Source organism: Corynebacterium dentalis (assembly GCF_900232865.1).
GTDB lineage: Bacteria > Actinomycetota > Actinomycetes > Mycobacteriales > Mycobacteriaceae > Corynebacterium > Corynebacterium dentalis.
Window position 1 is genome coordinate 1 of record NZ_OCTS01000010.1, and the last position, 25,092, is coordinate 25,092.

33 protein-coding genes and 1 pseudogene are annotated in these 25,092 nt (G+C 58.8%); 20 read left to right on the top strand and 14 right to left on the bottom strand.

Annotated features, from left to right (window positions below; genetic code table 11):
* The first annotated feature begins 17 nt into the window (after positions 1-17).
* A complete protein-coding gene (locus tag CS919_RS11050; RefSeq protein ID WP_370737764.1) occupies positions 18-167 on the top strand; it encodes a hypothetical protein in 150 nt (49 codons plus the stop codon).
* Positions 168-500: 333 nt separating this feature from the next.
* Here CS919_RS11050 and CS919_RS10075 read toward each other — a convergent pair whose 3' ends face one another.
* The 4 genes from CS919_RS10075 to CS919_RS10090 form a co-directional block, all read right to left on the bottom strand.
* On the bottom strand, positions 501-1,202 hold the full coding sequence (locus CS919_RS10075) for an Abi family protein (RefSeq protein ID WP_099299345.1): 702 nt from the start codon (positions 1,200-1,202) through the stop codon (positions 501-503).
* 210 nt (positions 1,203-1,412) lie between these two features.
* A complete protein-coding gene (locus CS919_RS10080) occupies positions 1,413-1,640 on the bottom strand; it encodes a hypothetical protein (protein ID WP_099299346.1) in 228 nt (75 codons plus the stop codon).
* A gap of 3 nt (positions 1,641-1,643) precedes the next feature.
* Positions 1,644-2,222 (bottom strand): AAA family ATPase, encoded by a 579-nt coding sequence (locus CS919_RS10085; protein ID WP_099299347.1) that lies wholly within the window; start codon positions 2,220-2,222, stop codon positions 1,644-1,646.
* 554 nt (positions 2,223-2,776) lie between these two features.
* A complete protein-coding gene (locus CS919_RS10090) occupies positions 2,777-3,418 on the bottom strand; it encodes a 3'-5' exonuclease (protein ID WP_159460978.1) in 642 nt (213 codons plus the stop codon).
* A 190-nt stretch (positions 3,419-3,608) separates the two neighbouring features.
* On the opposite strand from CS919_RS10090, the gene CS919_RS10095 reads away from it, so the two are divergent.
* From CS919_RS10095 to CS919_RS10140, 10 genes are all read left to right on the top strand, one after another.
* Positions 3,609-3,875: a hypothetical protein gene (locus tag CS919_RS10095; RefSeq protein ID WP_099299349.1), complete on the top strand. Its 267-nt coding sequence runs from the start codon at positions 3,609-3,611 to the stop codon at positions 3,873-3,875.
* Positions 3,876-4,370: 495 nt separating this feature from the next.
* Positions 4,371-5,087 (top strand): DUF2786 domain-containing protein, encoded by a 717-nt coding sequence (locus CS919_RS10100; protein WP_099299350.1) that lies wholly within the window; start codon positions 4,371-4,373, stop codon positions 5,085-5,087.
* Positions 5,088-5,215: 128 nt separating this feature from the next.
* On the top strand, positions 5,216-5,461 hold the full coding sequence (locus CS919_RS10105; protein ID WP_099299351.1) for a hypothetical protein: 246 nt from the start codon (positions 5,216-5,218) through the stop codon (positions 5,459-5,461).
* A gap of 685 nt (positions 5,462-6,146) precedes the next feature.
* Positions 6,147-6,671 carry a hypothetical protein gene (locus tag CS919_RS10110; RefSeq protein WP_099299352.1) on the top strand — a complete coding sequence of 175 codons (525 nt, stop codon included), beginning with the start codon at positions 6,147-6,149 and terminating at the stop codon, positions 6,669-6,671.
* A 76-nt stretch (positions 6,672-6,747) separates the two neighbouring features.
* Positions 6,748-7,266: a hypothetical protein gene (locus tag CS919_RS10115; protein WP_099299353.1), complete on the top strand. Its 519-nt coding sequence runs from the start codon at positions 6,748-6,750 to the stop codon at positions 7,264-7,266.
* 682 nt (positions 7,267-7,948) lie between these two features.
* Positions 7,949-8,842 (top strand): ArdC-like ssDNA-binding domain-containing protein, encoded by an 894-nt coding sequence (locus tag CS919_RS10120; RefSeq protein ID WP_099299354.1) that lies wholly within the window; start codon positions 7,949-7,951, stop codon positions 8,840-8,842.
* A gap of 687 nt (positions 8,843-9,529) precedes the next feature.
* Positions 9,530-9,814: a hypothetical protein gene (locus CS919_RS10125; protein ID WP_099299355.1), complete on the top strand. Its 285-nt coding sequence runs from the start codon at positions 9,530-9,532 to the stop codon at positions 9,812-9,814.
* Positions 9,815-10,125: 311 nt separating this feature from the next.
* Positions 10,126-10,332, top strand: coding sequence for a glutaredoxin domain-containing protein (locus CS919_RS10130; RefSeq protein WP_099299356.1), 207 nt, complete (start codon positions 10,126-10,128; stop codon positions 10,330-10,332).
* Positions 10,333-10,362: 30 nt separating this feature from the next.
* Positions 10,363-10,950, top strand: a complete 588-nt coding sequence (locus CS919_RS10135) for a DnaB-like helicase N-terminal domain-containing protein (RefSeq protein ID WP_099299357.1) — start codon at positions 10,363-10,365, stop codon at positions 10,948-10,950.
* Positions 10,943-11,443 (top strand): hypothetical protein, encoded by a 501-nt coding sequence (locus CS919_RS10140; protein WP_099299358.1) that lies wholly within the window; start codon positions 10,943-10,945, stop codon positions 11,441-11,443. Before CS919_RS10135 ends, CS919_RS10140 begins: the two co-directional genes overlap by 8 nt.
* Here the strand turns inward: CS919_RS10140 and CS919_RS10145 are convergent.
* From CS919_RS10145 to CS919_RS10160, 4 genes are all read right to left on the bottom strand, one after another.
* Complete coding sequence (locus CS919_RS10145) at positions 11,415-11,651, bottom strand: helix-turn-helix domain-containing protein (protein ID WP_099299359.1); 237 nt, start codon at positions 11,649-11,651, stop codon at positions 11,415-11,417. The genes CS919_RS10140 and CS919_RS10145 overlap by 29 nt on opposite strands.
* A 29-nt stretch (positions 11,652-11,680) precedes the next feature.
* Positions 11,681-12,499, bottom strand: a complete 819-nt coding sequence (locus CS919_RS10150; protein ID WP_159460979.1) for a Fic/DOC family protein — start codon at positions 12,497-12,499, stop codon at positions 11,681-11,683.
* Between the two features lie 7 nt (positions 12,500-12,506).
* Positions 12,507-12,764, bottom strand: coding sequence for a hypothetical protein (locus CS919_RS10155; RefSeq protein WP_099299361.1), 258 nt, complete (start codon positions 12,762-12,764; stop codon positions 12,507-12,509).
* Between the two features lie 312 nt (positions 12,765-13,076).
* A complete protein-coding gene (locus CS919_RS10160; RefSeq protein WP_099299362.1) occupies positions 13,077-14,084 on the bottom strand; it encodes a serine hydrolase domain-containing protein in 1,008 nt (335 codons plus the stop codon).
* Positions 14,085-14,245: 161 nt separating this feature from the next.
* Here CS919_RS10160 and CS919_RS10165 point away from each other — a divergent pair, with 161 nt between their 5' ends.
* From CS919_RS10165 to CS919_RS10190, 6 genes are all read left to right on the top strand, one after another.
* Positions 14,246-14,863, top strand: coding sequence for a recombinase family protein (locus CS919_RS10165; protein WP_099299363.1), 618 nt, complete (start codon positions 14,246-14,248; stop codon positions 14,861-14,863).
* Positions 14,864-15,231: 368 nt separating this feature from the next.
* The gene (locus tag CS919_RS10170; protein ID WP_099299364.1) at positions 15,232-16,446 is read left to right on the top strand and encodes an Nramp family divalent metal transporter; all 1,215 of its coding nucleotides are present in this window, start codon (positions 15,232-15,234) and stop codon (positions 16,444-16,446) included.
* Between the two features lie 29 nt (positions 16,447-16,475).
* Entirely contained in the window at positions 16,476-17,174 is a 699-nt protein-coding gene (locus tag CS919_RS10175; RefSeq protein ID WP_099299365.1) for a metal-dependent transcriptional regulator, read from the top strand.
* 179 nt (positions 17,175-17,353) lie between these two features.
* The gene (gene cmtR / locus CS919_RS10180) at positions 17,354-17,713 is read left to right on the top strand and encodes a Cd(II)/Pb(II)-sensing metalloregulatory transcriptional regulator CmtR (protein ID WP_099299366.1); all 360 of its coding nucleotides are present in this window, start codon (positions 17,354-17,356) and stop codon (positions 17,711-17,713) included.
* Positions 17,713-18,309 (top strand): cadmium resistance transporter, encoded by a 597-nt coding sequence (locus CS919_RS10185; RefSeq protein ID WP_099299367.1) that lies wholly within the window; start codon positions 17,713-17,715, stop codon positions 18,307-18,309. Before cmtR ends, CS919_RS10185 begins: the two co-directional genes overlap by 1 nt.
* A 167-nt stretch (positions 18,310-18,476) precedes the next feature.
* Positions 18,477-19,016, top strand: a complete 540-nt coding sequence (locus tag CS919_RS10190; protein WP_099299368.1) for a DinB family protein — start codon at positions 18,477-18,479, stop codon at positions 19,014-19,016.
* 133 nt (positions 19,017-19,149) lie between these two features.
* Here CS919_RS10190 and CS919_RS10195 read toward each other — a convergent pair whose 3' ends face one another.
* From CS919_RS10195 to CS919_RS10210, 4 genes and pseudogenes are all read right to left on the bottom strand, one after another.
* Positions 19,150-20,058, bottom strand: a complete 909-nt coding sequence (locus tag CS919_RS10195) for a cation diffusion facilitator family transporter (RefSeq protein ID WP_099299369.1) — start codon at positions 20,056-20,058, stop codon at positions 19,150-19,152.
* Positions 20,059-20,180: 122 nt separating this feature from the next.
* A pseudogene (locus CS919_RS10200) lies at positions 20,181-20,513 on the bottom strand (SURF1 family cytochrome oxidase biogenesis protein); the annotation flags it as partial.
* Positions 20,514-20,590: 77 nt separating this feature from the next.
* The gene (locus tag CS919_RS10205; protein WP_099299370.1) at positions 20,591-21,301 is read right to left on the bottom strand and encodes an IS6 family transposase; all 711 of its coding nucleotides are present in this window, start codon (positions 21,299-21,301) and stop codon (positions 20,591-20,593) included.
* Between the two features lie 114 nt (positions 21,302-21,415).
* On the bottom strand, positions 21,416-22,423 hold the full coding sequence (locus CS919_RS10210; RefSeq protein WP_099299371.1) for a serine hydrolase domain-containing protein: 1,008 nt from the start codon (positions 22,421-22,423) through the stop codon (positions 21,416-21,418).
* A gap of 273 nt (positions 22,424-22,696) precedes the next feature.
* On the opposite strand from CS919_RS10210, the gene CS919_RS10215 reads away from it, so the two are divergent.
* Genes CS919_RS10215 through CS919_RS10225 form a run of 3 tightly spaced genes read left to right on the top strand, consistent with a single transcriptional unit; the run spans position 22,697 to position 23,866 of the window.
* Positions 22,697-23,281, top strand: coding sequence for a recombinase family protein (locus CS919_RS10215; RefSeq protein WP_099299372.1), 585 nt, complete (start codon positions 22,697-22,699; stop codon positions 23,279-23,281).
* The gene (locus tag CS919_RS10220) at positions 23,278-23,613 is read left to right on the top strand and encodes a hypothetical protein (RefSeq protein ID WP_099299373.1); all 336 of its coding nucleotides are present in this window, start codon (positions 23,278-23,280) and stop codon (positions 23,611-23,613) included. Before CS919_RS10215 ends, CS919_RS10220 begins: the two co-directional genes overlap by 4 nt.
* Positions 23,614-23,650: 37 nt before the next feature.
* Positions 23,651-23,866, top strand: coding sequence for a hypothetical protein (locus CS919_RS10225; protein WP_099299374.1), 216 nt, complete (start codon positions 23,651-23,653; stop codon positions 23,864-23,866).
* Positions 23,867-23,932: 66 nt separating this feature from the next.
* Here the strand turns inward: CS919_RS10225 and CS919_RS10670 are convergent, their stop codons facing one another.
* Both CS919_RS10670 and CS919_RS10230 read right to left on the bottom strand, forming a co-directional pair.
* The gene (locus CS919_RS10670; protein ID WP_143341795.1) at positions 23,933-24,166 is read right to left on the bottom strand and encodes a hypothetical protein; all 234 of its coding nucleotides are present in this window, start codon (positions 24,164-24,166) and stop codon (positions 23,933-23,935) included.
* Between the two features lie 279 nt (positions 24,167-24,445).
* A complete protein-coding gene (locus CS919_RS10230; protein ID WP_099299375.1) occupies positions 24,446-24,823 on the bottom strand; it encodes a hypothetical protein in 378 nt (125 codons plus the stop codon).
* Positions 24,824-25,092: the final 269 nt, after the last annotated feature.

The following is a 25,092-nucleotide window of genomic DNA, read 5'->3' on the forward strand; positions in this document are numbered from 1 at the left end:
GGAGCGATGTGGTGGACGTGGAGATCGCAACCTTCGAGTGGGTTACCTGGTGGAACGATTCTAGGCTCCATCAGTCCCTGGGGTACCGCACGCCAGCTGAGGTTGAATCAGAGTTTTGGAGCCACAATCCTGCCCAAGGAATAATGGAAATCAAGGCACATGCCTAGGAACAAAACCTAGGGCACTTCAACCCCTACCCCACTCTCCCCGTGCCCGTATCCGAACGACGCGAACGACAACTCAACAAGCAAGCAACTTTGGAGAGGCACCCTGGCACCGCTGAGCATTACCTGACGAGCTCAGAGCTCGAACAACGCGAACATCTCATCTCTCTCAGTTGTCTGCTGCCTGACAGTGACAGTGAAGGCTAAAGGAACGGAACCATACTTACTGCGATACCGTCGACGGTATTACGGTATTTCTTCTTTTACTGCGTGCGGTATTCTGGTATCTAGTCTGCCGATCAGTGCAGTCCAGAACTGCTAACGGAAGGCTTAAGCTCAGAGGCAACAGTCACCCTCGTCGATCGCATCGTGACGCCCCTGAAGAGGAGTTTCGAGGCAATGTCCTTGTTTGATGACTTCACCGGCATCCTTATGGATTAGTGAGGCCGCATTAATAATGTCTTCCATTATGCTCCTCAAATTTCGGTGGAATATCGGCTCGTGGTGGACAACCCGATTCCTGAAAGACCGTATTCGGTTGAATTCGTGATGAACCTGACGTCTCTTCCAGCCGCTTCGCATATGAGGGAACGCGTTGACCAGGGCTGGTTCCCAGAGTGTCTTTTCATAGTTGTGGTTAGAAGACCGGGGATCTCCAACGTCTAAGAGACGAACCCAGTCTCCGAGGCTAGATGAACCGACCACAGCATCGGGGGTAAGTATTTGGTTATTCCTATTCAAGATAGGCGTTAAGCGACCGATGGTCTTATCAAAATTCGCCCGATCATCATCAAGTAGCGGGAGGATAGCATCGTTAAGAATCCAATCTGGCCCATACTTAGATGACAGCGCCTCGTGCATCGCGTTACGCAAAGTCACTTCAAGAATGGCCAGCGGCCCCAGGAAAGCCTTCGCCAGTTCGTGGTTCCAAAAATATAGCCGGAACGCCTCAGTATCGGATTTCCCACCCGAGAGGTATCGCCTCAAACGAGGTGTAGAGACGAACTCTTCGATCGGGAACTTTGCAGGATCAAACATTGCCTCAGAATAGCAAGCGCCCCGGAGGACCTAGACACATCTCCTAAGAGATGCCGGTAGCTCCGAGGCTTACGAGATGCAACAGTACCCATTTACGGACTTAGTTGCAACCTTCCCTCACCTTCAGCTGTCGCAACGGCCACAGAATGCCAAAATACCTCCATATCTATGTCGGTATGACGGTATTTCTGGTTTTACCTCTCTCGGTATTTACCGCCTTTTGTCTAGAAGGTCGGCAATCGCCTCATCAACCAGCTTATTGACAGCCAGATCGTTGGTTACAGCATAGACCTTCAGCTGCTTGTAGAGATCCGCATTCAACGTCAGCGACGTCTTCGTCGTTGGTGACGCAGGCTCCGCAGTACGGAATGTCTCCTGAACAGACTTCGTCGGAGCGCTCTTACGCGGCCCTAGCTTGGACTTGTTTGAGTCGGTCATCGTTTATTCCATTCTTTCCGTGATCTCGGAGAACAATTCGTCGTATCCATACAAACGCTCAGGGCAACGGCCCTGAGACTTTCGGATCTCCTGCTGCTTGGTGATGACAGTGGAGAATCGATCGGCGTCGTCGTTGTCGTCAAAGACTGCCAAGGTGTCACGCAGGAGCACCGTATTCTTCTCGGCTGACGTGATCAGTACCGCAGCTGGTCGGTGCGACGCAGCCGCTACCGTCTGCCATGCTCGCTGCAGATCCAGCGATGATGGGGCCGCGGGGATGATTACTAGATCGGCAGAGTCGATTGCCTTCTGAATTACCTGAGCATCACCAGGAGGTGTATCCACGATCGTGATCTCCGCGCGCCCGGCTTTGCCTACTGTGATGGCATTGACGGGAAGAACGTCAAAGGGCAACGGCTCGCCATCTTCAGCGGCCATCTCGGCCCATTCTGTGGCCGAGCCCTGGCTGTCTGCATCCCACAGTTCAACCGAGTGGCCCCGCTTGGCTGCGGCCAGTGAAAGAAACATTGCAGACACAGTTTTGCCGCACCCCCCCTTCGTGTTGGCAATCACGATCTTCATAACTTTTCCTCCAGTGAATTGGCGTATCCCTACAGCGGTAATTCGGTACCTACCGCGTTACCTACATAACACCTTACCGCTTTACCGCTCGCGGTACAACCTTACTTAATGACGAGTTGATAGAGGAGGTTTTTGAGGTGGAGGCCGACAGATGGCAGGGGCTAAGCTCGTGCCATCTGTATAACCGCATTGCAGCCGCTATGAAGGAACTGCTGGAATGCGCGCGGCGCAGACGATCACCAGTGCCCCAGAAGATTGAGAAGGGCGGTGAGAAACGCGAGGATAGTTCCTGAAGTTTCCACTAGGGCAAGCAGCCATGTAGAGCGACGCAAACGGCGTTGCTGAAGTGGCCCCTTCCTTACTGAGGTTGTTAAACGGGCTGGATAGTTGTCGTGGGGATGCACGTGTTGTGTCCTTGTCCTTGGCGAATATGACTGCACCGATGTGGCGCGTGAAGACACCGTGCCGACAAGAGCTTCGTTTGGTCGGACGTCTACTTCTCCTCAGTAGCTACCTTCCGAAATGTGGCGCACGGTATGTACCGTTTCTGGCACCTAGCTCAATCGGGGGCTAATAGCTGATGACATCACAGCATGTTTGTCTAAATGTGCAGGGCTGACCGTGAACGGTATAGCTTGCTTGATTACACTGCGCCCGATGGAATGCCGCTGCCGACCGAATAGCTTCTTCAGAACTATTCCTGTCGTGCGTGCATCACCCAATGCACTGTGTGCGCCCTGGTTCATCACTCGTGTCCGTCGCGCAAGCGATTCAAGGCTGCATGACGTTCCCTTAGGGACAACTTGTCGCGCAAGCCTCATTGAGTCCACGAAAGGGAAGAAGACGTCCTCATCATCGAGACGGTCGGATTCGGCCACGAGCATGTCGGCATCAAACGTGGCGTTATGAGCCAGCAATACCTTGCCGCGAAGCTGAGTCAGTAGCTCTGCGTAGACCTGCCCAAACGTCGGAGCATCGCGCACCATGGCATCAGAGATGCCGTGGATGGACGAGTTGGGGATAGGACGACCTGGATTAACGAGTGTGTGCCATCGGTTAACCTCGCTGAACCCCGAGTCCAGCGTGACGACCGCGATCTCGACAATCCGATCCTTCTTTGGACTCAGACCTGTGGTCTCTGTATCGATCAGGGCGAACTGGAGACGATTAAACATCGACAAAAACTGCATTGACATGCACATCCTTTGAGTGGGAACGATCCGCGATTTTTTTTGGGGCATATAGTAAGGGGGAGGCGCTGACTCTCCAGCCTGAAGAATCTAATGGGGCTGTCGAACTCACCGAAGAGCAGATTGCTCAACTCCAGCAGACACAAGAGCTGCTTCGCAAAATGTGGGCACGCTAGACGAAAACGAGGACTAACCAATGAAGACCACAGATATTGCTGCACAACTTGATCAGATTCTCGATACCGGACTAGAAGACGCCACGTGGCGCATCCATATGTCCGCACAGATCCAGGGCTACGGCCCGCGAGCTACCAACGTCGATGACCTTGACGCCCACGAGATCTACGAACGTGCCGTAGCTCAAGCAGCTGTTGAAACTGCTTTAATCCGTCACGGTGAGTATGAAGATGCCAACGGTCATGTGGTCATCCGAGAAATCAACGGCCTCAACCTGCACTTCTAGCATCTGACCGGTATCGCGGTATGTACCGCGATACCGGGATACCGCCAGCGGTATCTAGGGTGAGTGCTTCGCACTCGCTGTGTTGTGCGCCCGCAGCCCGACCTGTCGGCCGGGCTCTGGAAGCGGGCTCGAGAAGGAATCATCCCGCGGCGTTCCGCCGCGTGCTGATGCTGTTGCACACCCCACCAGTGGGGTGTTTTTTTCTCGTTTTTCGACCCGAGAAGCCTTCGGCAATTGTACGTGCGCTCCGCTGCGCGCAAGTCCTGCTCACCTGCGGTTCGCCGGATTCATCCCGAAAACTTTGTCCCACGCGCCCCACCTGTGGTGGGGCTTATTTCGTGGGAAAACTTGTTCTCCTTTCTCCGGTTCCAGGACGTTGCACTGCGCGTCGCGCACTAATCGGCACTTCGTGCCTTCTCGGGCGAAAAACGAGGAGGTAAGGCAGGTGGCAGACGGGTCACCGATTCACTATCAGTCCAAGGAGGACACCACACCATGTCACATTCAGAGGGCATTGAAAGAAAGATCAAAGCGCTACTCGAGATGGCGCGCAGCCGTGAAGGCCAACCAGATGCAGAGGCTTTCCGCAGCCGAGCACTGGAAATGATGGCCAAGTACGGAATCAACGAACACGACCTGGCTCAAGACACGGCCGACGAAATGATTCATGAAGAGCTCACCCTCAGCGGTGCCTACACTGATTGCCAGAGCGGGTTGCTTTGGCGCATTGCCAAAGCATTGCATTGCGAGCCGGTGCTATGGGCAACGCGAAACTCCAACAAGATCACCAGGGTGGAAATTTTCGGACGGAGCAAGCACGTCAAGCGCGTTCTGATGATGTTCAGCTACCTCAACCCTCACATGCTCACCCAAGCAAAGCGCGCCAACCTGGATGACTTCATCGGGGTATCCACCGTCGTCCAACGCCGTTCATGGATGGCAGGGTTCGCGCAGACGATCGCTCGACGGCTTGTGGAGATCGAAGACGGACAGAGCCACCAATTCGATACCGATAGTGACAAGGGCGAGCTTGTTCTGCTCAGCGACGCAGAGGCAGCACGTCAGGCGAAGAAAGACATGCACGGACGCCTATACAGCAGAAAGAGCAATAACCGCCTAGACCCCCAAGGCTTTTCCCACGGTTCTAATGCAGGTCGCAACGTTGATCTTGGTCAACAGCGCATGAACAACCGTAAGGCACTCAGCCGCTAAGGATGTTCGGGAGGGGCGCGCATTCCCCAATCACGCGCACCAACACCACCCGCTCCACCATAAGGGAAAGACCCCAACCGCCCGAGGGCACTTGGGGTCTCACCGATTCACTAAGGACACAATAACACATGGCAATCAGCAATGACAACACACCCATGACAGCCGCCGATTTTCTCAAAATGCTCGACCGATCCGAAGACTCCCGCGACATCGCACTCATCGAACTAGGTATCAGTGCCAGCCAGCTCGCAGCCGAAGGAAAGTTAACCCCTACTGCACTCCTGCACTATCATCTCGATGCCGACGAACGGGAAGGACTGCCCACAGATCGCAGCGCGCTTGACCAGATTCTTATCCACATCCGTCAGCGATAGTTCCGTCCGCCAGACCCCGGCCGCGGCGGGTTGGTGTGTCTGGCTTGGCCTGGGGCCAGCCACACCAACCGGGGGAATGGAAGGCTGGTGGGGTGTGTGTTCTGCGGCGCCCCAGTGCTTGGAATAGCACTGGGCTTGCAGCCCCCAACCCCACCAGCCTGCTCGAGAGCTGTTCGGCGAGATCCCTCGCCGGTGAAACGGTATCGCGGTATTCACCGCGCTACCGGGATACCGCCAGCGGTATCTAGGGTGAGTGCTTCGCACTCGCTGTGTTGTGCGCCCGCAGCCCGACCTGTCGGCCGGGCTCTGGAAGCGGGCTCGAGAAGGAATCATCCCGCGGCGTTCCGCCGCGTGCTGATGCTGTTGCACACCCCACCAGTGGGGTGTTTTTTTCTCGTTTTTCGACCCGAGAAGCCTTCGGCAATTGTACGTGCGCTCCGCTGCGCGCAAGTCCTGCTCACCTGCGGTTCGCCGGATTCATCCCGAAAACTTTGTCCCACGCGCCCCACCTGTGGTGGGGCTTATTTCGTGGGAAAACTTGTTCTCCTTTCTCCGGTTCCAGGACGTTGCACTGCGCGTCGCGCACTAATCGGCACTTCGTGCCTTCTCGGGCGAAAAACGAGGAGGTAAGGCAGGTGGCAGACGGGTCACCGATTCACTATCAGTCCAAGGAGGACACCACACCATGAGTGTTTTTGACAACGAGTCTTTTCCGCAGGAGATCGTGGCAGGCATTGCTGCGCTTTTGAAGAAAAACCCACAGGACTACTTCGCGCTAGTGGGGCTCAACGACCTCATCGACTCCGCGATTCAGATTCCAGTTCTCGCTGGATTCTCGTGGGTTGAACAAGCCGAGGAGAACCTCAACACCGCAGGAGAAAACCTGCTGGGAATCCTCAACGAGATTGCCCACACCTCGACCAAGAAGCTCGCAGTGGTCACCATCTCTGACAACAACGAGCTGCAACCCATCGCAGAGCTGGCAGAGTTCATCGCCGGTCTCATGGGAATGGAAATCATCGCAAACCTGCGCGTTCCCACGATCGAAGCAGGCGCACCCATCACCGGTTCTGTTCATGGCCACGCCGTGTCCATGACGCAAATCGACCCTACCGAGTCCCAGGCACACCAAAAGTCCGACCCGTGGGCACCACCGGCAGACAGTGAGGAGTTTGAAAACATGCTGCGCGACTTCTTCAACGAGGGATAACCCAAGCAGGGGAGGGGCGCGCATTCCCCAATCACGCGCACCGACAAGCCACCGATTCACTCAAAGGATTCACACAATGAACTACCGCCACACCGCCGACTTCTCCGAAGGACGCATTACCGCAGCAGTCACCTCCAGCATGACCAAGTACATCACCACCACGCCCGACGACCACCACGCCCGCGCTATCGATCACGCCCTGCACGCCAACCCCGAAACCCCTGACCTCCTCGGACACATCCATCGCGCCAACCTCGCCCACGGCATGACCCCCGCCGAGTCCTACCGCAACCTCGTAGACCACGCCCACCAGCAAGCGCGCCACCTATGGGACACCGTATGCAGGTTCGTTGACGTCGATCCCGACGACACATGCGCCTACGTCATGGAGAACTTCCTCAGCAGCCTACGCACACACTGTTCAGACATCCTCACCACCGGTGGACTGGACACCACCGGAAGCATCCTTAACTTCCTGGCCTTCCTCTCCAACAAAGGCGAGTGCGCCAACCATTACGACATGGTTCGCACCGAGATTTTCACCACCATCGCTCACGCCCTCGAAGATGCAGAGATGGCTACAGCCAACGCCTAAAACCTAAGCAAGCCCGCCTACCGTTTTCGGCGGCGGGTTGGTGTGTCTGGCTTGGCCTGGGGGCCAGCCACACCAACCGGGGGGAATGGGAGGCTGGTGGGGTGTGTGTTCTGCGGCGCCCCAGTGCTTGGAATAGCACTGGCACTTGCAGCCCCCAACCCCACCAGCCTGCTCGAGAGCTGTTCGGCGAGATCCCTCGCCGGTGAAACGGTATCGCGGTATGCACCGCGCTACCGGGATACCGCAAGCGGTATCTAGGGTGAGTGCTTGCGCACTCGCTGTGGTGTGCGCCCGCAGCCCGACCTGTCGGCCGGGCTCTGGAAGCGGGCTCGAGAAGGAATCATCCCGCGTCTGACGCCGCGTGCTGATGCTGATGCGCACCCCAAGGGGGGTGCGTTTTCTCGTTTTTCGACCCGAGAAGCCTTCGGCAATTGTACGTGCGCTCCACTGCGCGCAAGTCCTGCTCACCTGCGGTTCGCCGGATTCATCCCGAAAACTTTGTCCCACGCGCCCCACCTGTGGTGGGGCTTATTTCGTGGGAAAACTTTGTCTCCTTTCTCCGGTTCCAGGACATTGCACTGCGCGTCGCGCACTAATCGGCACTTCGTGCCTTCTCGGGCGAAAAACGAGGAGGTAAGGCAGGTGGCAGACGGGTCACCGATTCACAACCACGGAGGACACCATGGCATTGAGCGCAGCAGCACGAAAGAAGCAGGCAGAAAAGCGCCAAGAGCTTGCCAAAGAGCTACAGGCAAACATCACTGAGCAAGTCGAACAGCTCGTGAAGTCTGACGAGTGGATGAACTTCCTCAATTTTGCACAGCAGTTCCATTCCTACAGCGTGAAAAATCTTTTGCTCATTCAAAGCCAATTCCCGACAGCCACGCAAGTGGCCGGATACCGCAAGTGGGCAAACGAGTTTGGTCGCCAGGTACGCAAGGGCGAGCGAGGGATCAAAATCTTCGGATACAGCACGAAGAAATACACCGTAGAAAACGAACACGGCGAAGAAGAAGAACAGCAGCGCCGAACCTTCCCAATTTTGACAGTGTTCGACATTAGTCAGACCGACCCAACAGAACAGGCCGTAGAGATCCCCGAGATTGCCCACCGCCTGGAAGGTGCCGACGACTCAGAGATCTACGCCCGCGCACAGGAGTTTGCGGAATCCAAGGGATACACCGTTACCCGCGAGAGCATCCCCGGCCAGACCAACGGTTACATCACCCAGGATGGATCATTCAGCATTGTGGTGGACAGTTCTCTCGGGGACGCTCAAGCAGCAAAAACCCTCCTACATGAATGCGCTCACATGATCCTGCACAGTGACAACGGCACCCGCGCCGAGCTGGACATCTCACACGAGGCACGCGAGATCGAAGCGGAATCCGTGGCATATGTCGTAGCGGGCATTCTCGGACTAGACACCAGCGCCTACACAGTGGGATATGTCGCAGGCTGGGCAGGTGGCAGCGTTGAAGCAATCCAAGCCACTGCCGGGCGAGTACTCAAAGGAGCTCACGAGCTGGCCGAGGCACTAGAGCCACTCGGCGACGTTGCCGAGTTAGCTAGTTAACGCCGAGAGACCCGCCTGCTGTTTTTCGGCGGCGGGTTGGTGTGTCTGGCTTGGCCTGGGGCCAGCCACACCAACCGGGGGAATGGAAGGCTGGTGGGGTGTGTGTTCTGCGGCGCACCAGTGCTTGGAATAGCACTGGCACTTGCAGCCCCCAACCCCACCAGCCTGCTCGAGAGTTGTTCGGCGAGATCCCTCGCCGGTGAAGTGGTAGCGCGGTATGCACCGCGCTACCGGGATACCGCGAGCGGTATCTAGGGTGAGTGCTGCGCACTCGCTGTGGTGTGCGCCCGCAGCCCGACCCCCGAGGGGCCGGGCTCTGGAAGCGGGCTCGAGAAGGAATCATCCCGCGGCGTTCCGCCGCGTGCTGATGCTGCTACACACCCCACCAGTGGGGTGTTTTTTTCTCGTTTTTCGACCCGAGAAGCCTTCGGCAATTGTACGTGCGCTCCGCTGCGCGCAAGTCCTGCTCACCCGGTGGGTGAGCCGGATTCATCCCGAAAACTTTGTCCCACGCGCCCCACCTGTGGTGGGGCTTATTTCGTGGGAAAACTTGTTCTCCTTTCTCCGGTTCCAGGACTTGCACTGCGCGTCGCTCACTAATCGGCACTTCGTGCCTTCTCGGGCGAAAAACGAGGAGGAGAGCAAGGGTGGCAGACGGGTCACCGATTCACAACCACGGAGGACACCATGGCAATCACCACGCAACAAGAGCAAGACATCAAAGCGTTTGAGATCTGGATGCAGACCACTTTTGGCTACTGGATGGAATGTGCAGTCATCGACACCTGCCATCCTGCCGCAGACATCCGGCGGGAGGCACGCTCCATGCTTGGAGAGCAAATCATTTCGCAGCAGGCTGCCGAGGACATCTGGAAAGAGCTCGACGGCGTGGAGATGAAAACCATCGGCACCACGGCATTTTTCAACCCCAACGTATTCATCACGGCATGTGCGGTCATCATCGAGATCTAAACCGCTAGACACACCATGGCCACGGCCTGGACAACGACCTAGAAGCAGGGCTACTACGCCCTGCTTCGTTGCCTTCTTTAGCAATGACAAGGGAAGAGGGGGATCAGTTAATCCACGATGAAAACTCCTCGGAAAAGTCGCAACACATAAGGCTGTATCAGCAATGATTGGGGATACCCCAATACCCCAAGAGACAACCTTCCGCACCAGGTCAACAGGATAAAAGTTTTTCAAAAAAGTGACCATTTAGCATTGCATAGCATTGCCATTTGGTATATAATGGACTTAACACCACAGAGAGGATCACCACCATGTTCATTGTCTACTCCCGCCCCGGATGCCAGGCCTGCAAAACCACCGTTCGAGTCCTGGAAAAGAAGCGCCTCCAGTTCGAGGTGCGAGACGTCGAAGAACGGTTGGAAGAGTTCCAAGCACAGGGACTTCAGCAACTGCCCGTGGTTGTTTCTCCGACAGGGGAGATGTTTACGGGATTCCGACCTGACCGCCTCACTGCCTAACCGCTAACCGTCCCACCGAGAAGGATCGCCATGACCGCTGAGCCAGCACACGTCCTCCATTCATCCGACCAAGTCGATGAGTCCCAGGAACATGCAGCCCGCTACGAGGCACGCCTCGACCCTGAAGCCTTGCTGCTCTGCGGTCTTATGTGGGTCGACGCCGCTCCCACGGGGGATGTGGCCACCGTGTTGAACTACCTTGATGCCACAGACTTCCGTAAGCCAGCTCATGGAGAAATCTTCAAACTCATGCGTGCCCAGATGAGTGAAGGTGGCCTGATCACTCCCGCCTCTCTCGCCGGTCGCATGGCGGCCAATGCGATGAATCTTCCTTCTGACGTCTACATGCCACTGCTCGTAGCCATTGCAGGGTTGGGAGCACTGCCAAGCCAGGTTGTGCACTACGCAGACCAGGTGCTTGCCGAGTCATACCGTCGGAACTTCGCCAGCATGGCCACCTATCTCACGCAGGTTGCCCGCGAGGCACCCGAAGGCGACCTGTTCTCTCTGATGGTCGAACAAGGAACTGCCCAACGCGCAGCGTGGAAGCGCCGCTGCGGACTGCTCACCGCCGTCCACCAGCCAGCACATAACGAGGAGGGAGACACCAATGAGTAAGCAGGGAACCAAAGTGCAGCTCACGCTCGACACTGTGGCAGTGGCGCGCATGACGGCCGCTCGACAAGGACTCGCCGCCAGGATCGCTGGGATCACCCAATCGGCGTTTGTCGACGCAGCCATTCATCACTACGCCAACCAGCTCGCCGACGAGATTAACAACGGCAAAGACTGGTTGACCGGAGATGTCTACAACAATCCAGAAGCCATTCGAGATATTGATCGCGGGAAAACAGCGGTCTACGCGCCGGTAGTGGACTGGGCGCGCGTTGCATCCAAGCGCTTGCCTCCCAAGGTTGAGCTACACCGGCAGCTCAATGGGGCACGCCTGCTAGTGGCTGTGATCTATCCCGATACGGCCGGGGGGAAGAAGAAAACCACGGCCTATCAAAAAATGTTGAAAGCCGCAGGATATGAGGTCGATCCTGAACGCGATGAGCACCAGGACGACGAGGGACAGATCCTTATTCCGATCCGTCCTCGGCAGACGTAGAAGCAGCGCCTGCACTCTCGAGGATGCGATAAATACTGTCTCGAGACAGGCCGATGCGGCGTGCCACCTCGCGCTTGGGCATCCCCGCGGCCACGGACTTGATCACCAATTGGTGACGCTCACGAGCAAACGCTGTCTGCTCAGCTTCCAGACGTGCTCCTCGCGTGGCCATTGCCTCTAGCTCGCGGTATAGATCCTCATCGCTCACGTGCAGCCACCACCTTCATGTAAGCAACCTTACCGGTCGAGTCCCTGATCGTTGGATCTGCCGTAATCCACGGCACTGTCAACGCCGTAGTCATCCCTGCTGACGGACTCTCCCTGATCACCTAAGGCTTCACCGACTGAATCGGCGCCATAAGCGTCATCGCCGAACTGCATCGCTGCGCTGAGTTCGTCATCCATCTCATCAGCTTCAGGCTGGTGACCCAGTGAGCTGGATTCTTCCTGTGGGGATGCAATCTCTCTATAGATCTCTTTGAGTGGTTCAGTTGTGAGGTTGAGCCCGCCAGGATCGAGAAATGTATCGGCCGAGGCTTGGTTCCATTGCTTATCGCCGACCAAAGAGAAGTCCAATTCCACACCGTGCTCAGCGGCCAGATCGGTCATGAACACGCGCGATGCCCGCCCGTTTCCTTCTCGGAACGGGTGGGCAAAGTTCAGATCAGTGTGGATGGCTGCGAGCTGATCCACTGTTGCTGAATAATCAAGGTTGTTCCAGGGGGTGCGGTTGATCTTCCCCTGGAGCTGGCGCATATACATCCCCATGCTGGCGTGATCACCAAACGAGTGGCCACCCTTGCTCATGTTCACATCGCGGAACCGGCCCGCCCAGTCATAAATACTTCCGAGGAGAGATCCGTGGATGAATTGGAGCTTATCTTGTGCTGTGTCACCTTCAATCGGGATGTCCCCAGAGATGAGGTCTTCGTAAATCTCACCGGTGATCTCGTATTCAATCTCGGCGAGTGCATCTTCATCACGCTCGTTGAACTTGTTCTGGAGAACATGTGTGCCGGGATAGAAAAAACGATCCCACGCGGCATTTCCTGCCACGGGGGATCTACTTGCTGCGCGCGCGGCGAGCACGCACTCGATCGCAGATCGCCTGCGCTCGCTCAGACGTCATTTGGCCGTGCTCTCGAGGCCCGACGATGTCCGCGACGTTCTCCTCAGTAGGTCGCCAGCCCTCGAGGACACCACTGTGCACGGCCTCTACGACAGAGCGCAGACGCTTGCCCTCCAGGCCACGCAATGCGTTAGGGAACGCAGCTTTGTAGCCCTCAACACCACGCAAAGTGCTGTAGTCAACAACAGTCATAATCAGTTCCTCAATTCATGCTTAATGGCTTGTTTTTCTAACTCTATTTTACTCGAAAGCTACCGCTGAGACAACCCGAAAACATAGTTTCACCTGCTGTTTTAAAGATTTATTTCGTGAATAGCAGACTCTTTCGGTGCGCACTTGAGCCCCGGTATAGGCATTGTGCAAGAAGCGTGATTAGCCATCTTTCTTTGGCATGTCGAGGTCGGGAGCGCGTTCCAGTATGGATGCGGCGCGAGCTGCATCCTGGTCCTCGGGCACTGACGAGAACGTCCTGCTGTCGTCGTGGCCTCGTACAGAGGATGTCGCTTACACCGCCGCATCCAGCATTGTCATCGCGACGGGCTCGATGTCCGCGTCGGGATACGGGCTGACCACCGAGATGAACGCCCCTCGTCGGCGCTGGCGATCCAGCACCATGTGAGCGACGAATCCGGAGGCGTAACCGTTGTGCCACACCAGGGGTCGATCGGATCTGTCTTCAACAAACCACCCCGCCGCGACAGATTCAGTGTCATCAGTGAAGCGCACTCGGAAAGCATCCTCGTAGACACAGTCATCGGCGAGAAGGGTTGACATGACCGTGGCGAAATCATGGGCGCTTCCCCTGATCACTCCGGCCGGTCCATAGCCTTGCCCGGTCCAGGGCAGTTGGTCAGTGCCCCACACGGTGACAGCGTTGAGGTCATGCGGGAGGTTTCGCTGTGCAGGTTGCTGAGCGCGCAGGCGTGAACACCCCAGCGGTATCGTCAGCCTGTTTCGCACCAGCGTCGGGTAGTCCGCCCCGTCGGCGGCCGCTAACGCGTGGCCCAATGCTGAGGCAGCGAGGTTGGAGTAGCTGAAGCGCCCGGCATGACGGACACGCGATCGGCGAAGTTGGTTCATCAGATCGGCGAGGTTCTCGGGTTGTGGATCACCACCTGTCAGTACAGCACTGAGCGCTCGGGCTGCTGAGCGGATTCCCCCGCCGGTGGCAGGCAGTCCTGAGGTGTGGGTCAGACAGGACTCCAAAGTCGCTTCACCGGCAGCTGTTCCGGTCAGGGGGAGGTAGTCTTCGAGCCGGTCGTGCGGTGAGATCAGCCTGGTCTGCACCATGTCGGTATAGATCAAGCCGTTGAGGGCTTTGCTGATTGAACCGATGTGGAACGTTTTCTGCAGGTCGCACCCGATCGTGGCGATGCGAGTGCCTGCCGGGCCGACTGTGGCGAGACAGGCGGCATAGACGGGGCGCTTGAGCGGCAAGGAGTTGAGTAGAAGGCCTGCCAGAGCGGTGTCACCGTCTGTCGTTGATGCGTTTGTGAGACAGGCGGGTTTCATACCTGTTCACCCTACCGGCGACGCGTCTCACGAGTGGACACTCTGAGGGCGCCACACAGCGATCAAGATGTCACGCCATTTAGCGGACAAAGTCACACCTGTGGGAACGGCAATCGCCCCCCTTGTCACGTAAACGATCGTATAAGTGATGGGATAAAGCTATGGCACTGATTGGGTATATGCGCGTGTCGAAGTCAGACGGGTCGCAGACCACGGATCTGCAACGCGACGCCCTCATCGCCGCCGGGGTGGATCCGGGACATCTCTATGAGGACAAGGCCTCCGGCAAGAGTGAGGACCGACCCCATCTCGAGGCGTGTCTCAAGGCGCTGCGCTCCGGCGACACGTTGCTGGTGTGGAAACTCGACCGGTTGGGCAGGAATCTGCGGCACCTGGTCAACATCGTCCACGACCTCACCGCCCGGGAGGTGGGGCTGAAGGTGCTCACCGGGCAGGGTGCGGCGATTGACACCACCTCGGCTCAGGGCAAGTTGGTCTTCGGGATCTTCGCCGCCCTGGCCGAGTTTGAGCGCGAGTTGATCTCCGAGCGGACGAAAGCCGGCCTGGAATCGGCCCGGGCCCGCGGACGCAAAGGGGGGCGGCCGTTCAAGATGACCCCGGCGAAGGTGCGCCTGGCGATGGCGTCGATGGGGCAACCCGAAACTAGCGTCGCGGCCCTGTGTCAGGAGCTCGGTATCACCCGGCAGACCCTCTACCGGCATGTGTCCCCGACGGGGGAGCTACGAGAAGACGGGCGGAAGCTGTTGGCGGGAAGCTGACCGCCGGGGGAGGAGCATGGGTGAGCCAGGGTGTTTCTGGGGGCGTCTCGAGGTGTCTTATATATAGAGGTATAGGGGAGAAAAATTGAGGGGGAGAATCCGGTCCCATCGACTTCCCCATCACTGCAGTCGCCAAAAGAGTCTGTGAGTCACATCCCAGGATGATCTCATGGCAGGAAAAGTCGGCCCGGGAAAATACCCCTGATCCTCATCGTGCCAGAGAAGGGCCGCGCATCTCGCGAGTGCGGCAGTATCCCTAAAAGTTACCCCCCGAGACTATAAGTTCGTGTAACTTAACTTTTATGAAACTCAGGGGCGTCTGGGGCGACTCGGACCAAGCGGTGCAAAGAGTACCGGGTGGGCGACGGGTGAGCCGGCAGTCTCTGCCTTGGCTGCTAGGCCCGGCCTTCGTGGCTGCGGTGGCCTATGTGGATCCGGGCAACGTCGCGGCGAACATCACCGCCGGGGCGCAGTACGGGTACCTGCTGGTGTGGGTGCTGGTGGTCGCCAATGTCATGGCGATGCTCGTGCAGTACCTCTCGGCCAAGCTTGGGTTGGTCACCGGTCATTCCCTGCCGGAGTTGCTGGGGAAACGGCTGCCCCGGGGACGGCGTTTGATGTTCTGGGCGCAGGCGGAGACAGTGGCCGCGGCCACGGACCTGGCCGAGGTGATCGGCGGGGCGATCGCCCTCCACATTCTCTTCGGCCTCCCCTTGTTGATGGGGGGCCTGCTCATCGGACTGGTATCGATGCTGCTGCTGGCCATCCAATCCAGGCACGGTCAGCGCCCCTTCGAGTTCGTCATCGTAGGTCTGCTGGTAATCATCACCGCCGGCTTCCTCACGGGTATGTTCATCGGCACTGTCTCCTGGGGCGAGGCCTTGGCGGGGGTTATCCCGCGCTTTGAGGGGACCCCGACGGTGGTGCTGGCCGCGAGCATGCTCGGGGCCACGGTGATGCCCCATGCCATCTACGCCCACTCCTCCCTCGCCCGAGACCGCCACGGTGACACCATCGCGCCCGAGGCATTGCCGCGTCTGCTCCGTATCACCCGGTGGGACGTTCTCCTGTCGCTGCTGGTGGCCGGGTCAGTCAATATCGCGATGCTGTTGTTGGCTGCCGGAAACTTGAACGGCATTCCCGGTACCGACAGCATCGAAGGGGCCCACGCGGCGATCACCGCCACACTGGGCCCGGCAGTGGGGGTGGCCTTCGGTGTCGGGCTGCTGGCTTCCGGGCTGGCGTCCACCTCGGTGGGTTGCTACGCCGGATCCACGATCATGGGCGGATTGCTGCACCGGCAGATCCCGCAGGTGGTGCGGCGAGCGGTCACCCTGGTCCCGGCCTTGGCCGTGATCGCCATCGGTGTGGAGCCGACATGGGCGCTAGTGCTCTCCCAGGTGGTCCTGAGTTTGGGCATCCCCTTCGCCCTGATCCCGCTGGTGGTGTTGAACAGTGATCGAACCCTCATGGGTGGCTTCGCTATTCGGGTTCCGCTGCGGGTGGCGTCCTGGGTGGTGGTCGCGTTGATTGTGTCGTTGAATCTCGCCCTCATCGGACTGCTGGCCAGCGGCCGGGGATGACCGGCTGTGGTCTCCGGTAGCGTGAGCCCATGGACCTGAGTGAGATCACGCCGGTAGCCCAGGACTACCTCAAGGTGATCTGGGCGGCCACCGAGTGGGGAGGCCCGCCCATCACCGTCACGGCCTTGGCGGCACGGATGGGCACGACCACGCCCAACGTCTCAGACACGGTCAGACGGCTGGCAGCCCAGGGACTCGTGGAGTACCAGCCCTACAAACCTGTCATGCTCACCGAGCGGGGCGAGCAGTACGCCATCGCGATGGTACGCAGGCATCGACTGCTCGAGACCTTCCTCGTCACCACCCTGGGCTACCCGTGGGAGGAGGTCCACGACGAGGCCGAACGGCTCGAACATGCCGTCTCAGAAACCATGATCGAGCGTATCGACGCTCTCCTCGGGAACCCCGCCACCGATCCCCATGGTGACCCCATCCCTACTGCCACCGGGTATGTCTCCCGTCCCATCGATGCCATCCGGCTCACCCGCGTTGTTCCGGGTGACTACGAAATCATCCGCATCTCTGATGCTGACTCAGGGCAGTTGGCCGGCTTTAGGAGGCGGGAAATAGTTCCGGGCGCACTAGTCAACGTCGCTGGTGGGGATCCTCGCCAGGACAGGATTGTCCTCAAAGGCGCTGATGGGAAAGAGGTCATCCTCACCACGGAGCAAGCCAATGCCATTTGGGTAGCGCTCTCCCCCGGCATCGGGGGCGGCACTTCCTTGTAGCTGGTAGGGGGGGGATATCGGCCGCACCACTCTTTGCATCTAGCGTGATTGTTTTCTGAAGTCCTGCGCCCAAGGCGCCCGTTTGCGATGCGTGACGTTCGGAGCTGATGCACATATTTCCTGGCCCATCCTCCGGGGGCGGGCAAGGATTGTTCAGTGCCTGATGTACAGTTAAGTGCATGCTGACTATTGCTTCCTGTCTCGATGTGATGAACCGGTTAGGCCGTGCCATGGCCGATCCCACCCGGTCCCGGATCCTGTTGTCCCTGCTGGAGGCGCCCGGCTATCCCGCGCAACTGGCCCGGGAGCTGGAACTGACGCGCCCGAATGTGTCGAACCATCTCGCCTGCCTACGCGACTGCGGCATCATCGTTGCCGAACCGGAGGGCCGGCAGAATCGCTACGAAATCCTCGACGCCCACCTCGCCCAGGCGCTCAACGCGTTGCTGGACGTCACGCTCGCGGTGGATGAGCACGCTCCCTGTCTCGACTCGGGCTGTGACGTGCCCGGTTGTGTCACCGGGCAGGAGGGCATGTGATGGTCTCCGGCTTGCTGTCGGCGATTGGCCTGTTCCTCGCCACGAACATTGACGACATCATCGTGCTTTCGCTGTTCTTCGCCCGCGGTGCGGGACAAAAGGGGACCACAGCCCGGATCTTGGTCGGCCAGTACCTCGGATTCGTCGGCATCCTCGGCGCCGCCGTCCTGGTGACCCTGGGGGCGGAAGCCTTCCTGCCCGAGCAGGCCATCCCATACTTCGGGCTCATTCCCCTGCTCCTCGGCTTATGGGCGGCCTGGCAGGCCTGGCGGAGCGATGATGACGACGATGACGCCGGGAAGGTCGCCGGGAAGAAGGTGGGTATCCTGACCGTCGCCGGGGTGACGTTTGCCAACGGCGGCGACAATATCGGCGTCTACGTCCCCGTCTTCCTTAATGTGGGAACCGCCACGGTCATCACCTACTGCGTCGTCTTCCTCGTCCTGGTGGCAGTTTTGGTCCTGCTGGCAAAATTCGTTGCCACCCGTCCGCCCATCGCCGAGGTCCTCGAACGCTGGGAACATGTATTGTTCCCCATCGTTTTGATCGGCCTGGGCATTTTCATCCTCGTCGGCGGCGGTGCTTTCGGTCTCTAGGGGATCGATCATGAATTTATGCAGCATGGTCAATTCTTGGTATCGAAGGCCGCGAATCGTCACGCCACCCCTCCCATTGCCGATGGTCATTGCCTGGGGCAAGCGCGCGGTGTGATGATGGGATCGAAGGGCAGGTGGGATTGTCGGCCCCTCGGAAGTAGGCGACGATGATCGACCGTGTTGAGATAACAGAGGGATACTGGCGAGCCTGTGTCGAACTGGAGGACGTCCTCGCGCGGGCTGGGGATGCCGAGCTGCGCAGCCGTAGCGTGGGGACCCGGTGGACGAATGAGGAACTGCTGTTTCACATGGTCTTCGGCTATATGGTGGTCCGCCGACTGCTACCTCTGGTCAAGTTCTTCGGCCATCTGCCGCCCTTGCTGAGCGAGGTGTTCGCGCGTCTGCTCAATGCCAGCACCCGCCCTTTCGACGGGGTCAACTACTGGGGATCTCGGGCTGCGGCCCGGGTCTACCATCGCCGCCGCATGGCGAGAAAACTCCGGCGGCTCACCGCGGACTTGGCCACCAGTCTGGAGAAGGAATCCGAGCACTCCCTGGCACGTGAGATGGCGTTTCCGACCCGGTGGGATCCGTTCTTTGCCCCGGTGATGACGGTGGCGGACGTCTACGCCTATCCGACTTGGCACTTTGATTTCCACGCCCGGCAACTGAGTCTGCCCTTCGAGCGGGGAAACGCGGAGGAATAGGACATCCTCGCTCCAAGGACCCTCACCGGCGGTGACCGGTCGGGGACTGTGAGCCGCCCAGAAATATAATGATAAGCAGGTCAAAAAGGGCGGACAAGCCGTCGCCGTGGGGTCCCACTCTGGCAGTGAGTGATCAACAGACCTCTTCGTGATGGACGTGGCCGTCCTGCTCGATCTGGATAGTCGAGTGCTCAATGCCGAAGTCTTGCAACCGAGTTTGAGCGGCGGCCAGAATCCCTCCGTCGGAGACGTTCATATCGTCGACGACCAGGTGGCAGGTGGCAAGCGGTTTCGTGCCGTCGGTGCTCCAGATGTGCAGGTCGTGCACGGCCGTGACCCCGGGCAGGCCGACCAGGGCGGCTTCCACCTCGCGGGTATCGACACCCCGGGGGGTGTGGTTCATCAGGACCGAGAGGGACTCGGCCAGCAGGCGCAGTGCTCGCGGCAGCACCAGGGCGGCAATGAACAGGGAGGCGATGGTGTCGGCAGCTAACCAACCGGTGAAGTGGATGATCAGGCCGGCGATGATCACGGCAACCGAGCCGACCAGGTCGGAGAGCACATGCAGGTACGCCCCGCGCATATTGAGGCTCTCATGCTGACGGCGCATGAGAATCAGGGCGGAGATCAAGTTAGCGAGCAAACCGACCACCGCCACGACGAGCATCATGCCCGTGTCGATCGATTCGTGGCCGCCGATCCGGCCAACCGCGCGGATGACGATCCAGACCGAGACCGCGGAGACCACCGCGGCATTGACCAGTGCGGCGAGCACCTCGACGCGGCGGTAACCGTAGGTGGCCCGGGGGGTGGCGGCACGACGGCCGATGAGGAGGGCCACCAGGGCAATAAGCAGCCCCGTGGAATCTGAGAGCATATGCATCGCATCGGACAGCAAGGCCAACGAACCGGAAAAGAGGCCGCCGATCACCTGCGCCAGAAAGATGGTGGCGGTCAGGGCGAAGGTGACCGCCAGGGCGGTGAGGGATCCGTTCGAGGCATTACGGTGGCCGGGGGCAGGGGCATGATCGTGCGCGCTCATGCCTGCAGCCTAGCCGGGAAAAACTCTTATTGAAAGCTTATTGAAAATGCTTGATGGATTTGGCCCCGTGCCGTCGTGAAAGGGTGCCAGTGGGCCGAAAGGCGCTGGGCAGAAGGCTGCGGTTAGAACCGCTCGCGCTGGGGATCGGTGAATTTCCGGGAGTGGTTCGGCTGGCTGTCGCCGTAACGGTCGTGCAACAGGCGCGCACGGGCACCCGAGGATGCGGAAAGAGTGGCTTGGGCATGGGCGAGACCCTGGGTGTCATTTTCCGGGTGAGTGGTGCGGAGGGCGCCCACCGTGTCGGAATCTGTCTCTTCGTCCTGAGAGTCCCCGGTCTGCTGCGAGGATGTCGATCCGTCGGCCAGCTCGGCCTCCTCGCGGCGCACACGGCGACGTTCCTTCATCTCCGCCCAAATAAAGTACCCCAGGCCGAGCGGGGCCATGATGCCGAAGGCGGTGGTGTTGCAAACTCGGGGCGTGAGCCAAGAAGGCTCCATTTTTATCGTGCGATCAGCGTTATGCGTCTGTGTTGTCAGACCGTCTCGAAGACCCGGCTGACGATCACCGCATCCGGATTCGTCTGCCCATAGGCGAACATCGTCCCCTGGCCCTTCCGTAATGAGTGCATCGCCTCCATACCCTTGAGCGTTCGGTACGCAGACGTCCTGTTCTTAAATGCACCTTTCGGCCCCAGGATCCTTTTCAGTCGCCCGTGGTCACCTTCCAGCACGTTATTGAGGTATTTCACCTGGCGGTGCTCCACCGTAGGAGGACAGACCCCCTCCAACTTCAGCTCGGCAATCGCCTTGGCCAGGGCTGGCGCTTTGTCAGTGCTGATCACCCGCGGGTACCCGGCTGAGGCGTTTGACCGCAGGGTCTTGGCCAGGAAACGCTTCGCGGCCGCGACGTTGCGCTTCGGGGAGAGGTAAAAGTCCAAGGTCTGGCCCCCGGCGGTGATTGCCCGATAGAGGTAGCACCACTTTCCGCCGACCCGGATATAGGTCTCGTCCACCCGCCAGGACCTGGCCTGCCAGTCGGGCACCTGCCGGTGCCACCGCGTTTGCTTGTCCAGCTCGGGGGCATATTTCTGTACCCACCGGTAGATCGTTGTGTGATCAACCGGCACGCCACGCTCGGTCATCATCTCCTCGAGGTCGCGGTAGCTCACGCCGTAGCGGCAGTACCACCGCACCGCCCACAGGATGACTTCGCGAGGGAAATGACGACCCGAGAAGATACCCATGAACCTGATTATTCCACCCTCACACCATCAGCACCCTGAGTTTGCAACAGCACCGTCCTCGGGCACTGACGAGAACGTCCTGCTGTCGTCGTGGCCTCGTACAGAGGATGTCGCTTACACCGCCGCATCCAGCATTGTCATCGCGACGGGCTCGATGTCCGCGTCGGGATACGGGCTGACCACCGAGATGAACGCCCCTCGTCGGCGCTGGCGATCCAGCACCATGTGAGCGACGAATCCGGAGGCGTAACCGTTGTGCCACACCAGGGGTCGATCGGATCTGTCTTCAACAAACCACCCCGCCGCGACAGATTCAGTGTCATCAGTGAAGCGCACTCGGAAAGCATCCTCGTAGACACAGTCATCGGCGAGAAGGGTTGACATGACCGTGGCGAAATCATGGGCGCTTCCCCTGATCACTCCGGCCGGTCCATAGCCTTGCCCGGTCCAGGGCAGTTGGTCAGTGCCCCACACGGTGACAGCGTTGAGGTCATGCGGGAGGTTTCGCTGTGCAGGTTGCTGAGCGCGCAGGCGTGAACACCCCAGCGGTATCGTCAGCCTGTTTCGCACCAGCGTCGGGTAGTCCGCCCCGTCGGCGGCCGCTAACGCGTGGCCCAATGCTGAGGCAGCGAGGTTGGAGTAGCTGAAGCGCCCGGCATGACGGACACGCGATCGGCGAAGTTGGTTCATCAGATCGGCGAGGTTCTCGGGTTGTGGATCACCACCTGTCAGTACAGCACTGAGCGCTCGGGCTGCTGAGCGGATTCCCCCGCCGGTGGCAGGCAGTCCTGAGGTGTGGGTCAGACAGGACTCCAAAGTCGCTTCACCGGCAGCTGTTCCGGCCAGGGGGAGGTAGTCTTCGAGCCGGTCGTGCGGTGAGATCAGCCTGGTCTGCACCATGTCGGTGTAGATCAAGCCGTTGAGGGCTTTGCTGATTGAACCGATGTGGAACGTTTTCTGCAGGTCGCACCCGATCGTGGCGATGCGAGTGCCTGCCGGGCCGACTGTGGCGAGACAGGCGGCATAGACGGGGCGCTTGAGCGGCAAGGAGTTGAGTAGAAGGCCTGCCAGAGCGGTGTCACCGTCTGTCGTTGATGCGTTTGTGAGACAGGCGGGTTTCATACCTGTTCACCCTACCGGCGACGCGTCTCACGAGTGGACACTCTGAGGGCGCCACACAGCGATCAAGATGTCACGCCATTTAGCGGACAAAGTCACACTGGAAAGGTGCGCGCATTTCCGCTGTTGCGTAAACGACCAGTTTTGCGACAGTTTGCATACCGGGCAACGAGAAGCTTCAGCCGCAGGCCAAAGTGTCGCATAATCGTGTTGCACAATGTATGTTGAATTTGAACCCGGATTAACGGGTTACGCAACAAGTAGAGGGGAGTGGCCATGGCACTACTGGGTTATGCGCGCGTCTCCACCAAAGATCAAGACGCTTCACTTCAGATCGACGCCCTGGAGGACCACGGCTGCACCAAAATCTTCACCGACACCAAATCCGGCGTGCTTGCCGAGAGACCCGAGCTGACCCGTCTACTCGACTACGCCCGCGAGGGTGACACCCTCGTGGTCTGGAGGCTTGACCGGCTAGGCCGATCGATTAAACATCTCATCGAGCAAGTCGAAGAGCTCAACGCTCGCAAGATTGAGTTTCAATCCTTGCAAGAGAACATCGACACCACGACCGCTGGCGGCCGATTGATCTTCCACCTGTTTTCCGCACTGGCAGAGTTCGAGCACGATTTGATCGTCGAGCGCACCCAGGCTGGCTTGGAAGCGGCACGAGCACGTGGTCGCAAAGGTGGACGCAAACCGAAGCTCAGTCCGGCACAGAGATCATTGGTTAAGGATCTCTACGACGGTAGGAAACATACCGTCCAACAGATCGCGGACATGTTCGACGTCAACCGAGCCACCATCTACCGAACGATTCACCGCAACAACCAACACAACACTGAAAGACCTAAGACGTGAACACACTCTCAGCCATTATCATTCTCGCGCCTGCTCTCGCGGTGGGCATTTCCCGCGATGTTCAATTTGCCAAGCGGAAAGCAATTGAACCACTGCAGCGCAGCATCATCTTCTACTGCATCATCTTGGTACTCGCAGGAGTCGCTTCCATCTTGTGGCCAGAACCGTTTCGTGGTGTCGGAATTGGTATAGGAATATTCACTGGAATCGGCATAGCCGTTTCATTCTTCCTGATTCACCGCACCAAATCAGCGCTCAGCAGAGATAGCCTCGATCGTCCGACCGGCGCAGTTGACCGGCCACACGATTACTGGCGCGACCGCGGATACTGACCACCACACCAACACCATCACATCGGAGAACCCCACCATGGAAATCATCGTCGGACTATTCATCTACAACATAATCGTCACTATCGCCGCACTGTGGTGGGGGATTAGACGCAACAGCGTCTTTCAAGGACTGCTCGTGTTCCTCTTCTTCCCCGCAATGATCTTCTTCATCATCGGAGCAATCATGCAAAGCAGCACCCGCGGACTCGCAGGCCCTCAGTACGACTGGAACACCGGCACCTACCGCCGCTAACACTCGAAAGACGGCCACGCACACAGGTTTGTGTGCGTGGCCGTCTTTCCTATGCCCTCGAATCTACTAAAACAACGTCGGCTCATCCAGCGGATTACTCACTGGCCGAGCCGCGTCCAGGTACTCTCTCTCATTCCATCCATCACGCACAGCGGCACGCACATCAATCGAGCGCTGATACCGCGTCCTCCACCCAGTATCAGCGCCACCTTTGGGGCCACGCAGCCGACGAGTCAGAGACGCATAGCGAATGTTTTCCGCACGAGTAGACGGAATCAAATGCCGGTCGTCAACGCGCACACATAATGGCTCATTGCAGCGATGCTCAGCCACCAATTCAGAGTCCGTGATGTCGCAGCCGCTGATCCACAGGGCAAATCGATGGGCCGAGATTGCTACGCTCCTACCGTCCTGCCGAAAGCTCACTCGGCCGTACCCATCGGGACTACTAATCGCCCCAGTAAAGATCCAGTGTCCATCTTCGGGATCTTTGACAACCTTGTCCCAGAACGAGTCGACAGTCTGCTGCGGAGGAAAAGCGGGTAGCACACGCTTCGAGCCCGCCACGACCATACCGACCTAGTAGCTGTGATGAGACCCGGAGGTCTCACCATCGTCAGATCCCACATCATCGCTAACACTCGACTCGCTCCCGTCGGCAGCTTCGGCGTCGTCCTCGTCGGAATCCACAGGTTCTGCTTTGAGGAAGGCATTGAGATCTGCACGAGACAGATCGAACTCTTCCATCAGATCTTCACGAGACTGGCCGAACTCCAGGAGCACACCGAGCGCTTGGCCCGCCGCATACTTGACGCGGTCGACATCCATGATGGCCACCCATGCGTCCTCAGTGGCCTTGCGCTTGAGTCGTAGTTCGTGCTCGAGCTTCTTGCGATCCTCTTCTTGCTTCTTGCGTGCGCGCTTCTGCGCTTCCTGTCGCTGGTTACGTGTTGCCATGCCAACACCATACCGCACCCCCGCGCCGAGAACGACGCGATCTGAGCCGCCGATGGCGCTGGGCACAGCGTCACAAGCTGACGCCCCGCCCAGTCGCCGTGATGGATACGCCGAACTCCATTCGACCTATCCATCACAGCGAGGGAAAAAACACGACAACCTCACAAGGCGAGCTTGTCTCCAAAGAATGCCAAGTTCACTTTTTCGACTCAACAGAATCTGAGCCAAAAAAGTTCCTCACACCATTGGCAGATAAATCTGACTTTTAG